General features: G+C 64.6%; 1 protein-coding gene. It reads right to left on the bottom strand.

Annotated elements, in window-relative coordinates; translation table 11 throughout:
- Positions 1-223 (bottom strand): hypothetical protein (locus tag A3709_RS24130; protein ID WP_197484307.1); only part of this gene is annotated, 223 nt, incomplete at both ends.

The following is a 223-nucleotide window of genomic DNA, read 5'->3' as shown; positions in this document are numbered from 1 at the left end:
GCGCAGGGGCCGGATGTTGCCCAGGGTGACAACGTTGCGCCCTTCGCCGTGGCCCACGTCATTGATATACAGCCCCAGGCGGCCACCGGTCATGGCCATCGGCATCTCCACTTCGATCGTGTAACCATCGACGGCATCCTGCCAGTAGCCGCGAATTTTGCCGGGGTCCATGCCGCGGGTGCGACGACTCGCGGCATGGACCCCGGCAAAATTCGCGGCTACT

Source organism: Halioglobus sp. HI00S01 (assembly GCF_001635445.1).
Lineage (GTDB): Bacteria > Pseudomonadota > Gammaproteobacteria > Pseudomonadales > Halieaceae > Halioglobus > Halioglobus japonicus.
This window is presented reverse-complemented; position numbering and strand designations above follow the sequence as displayed.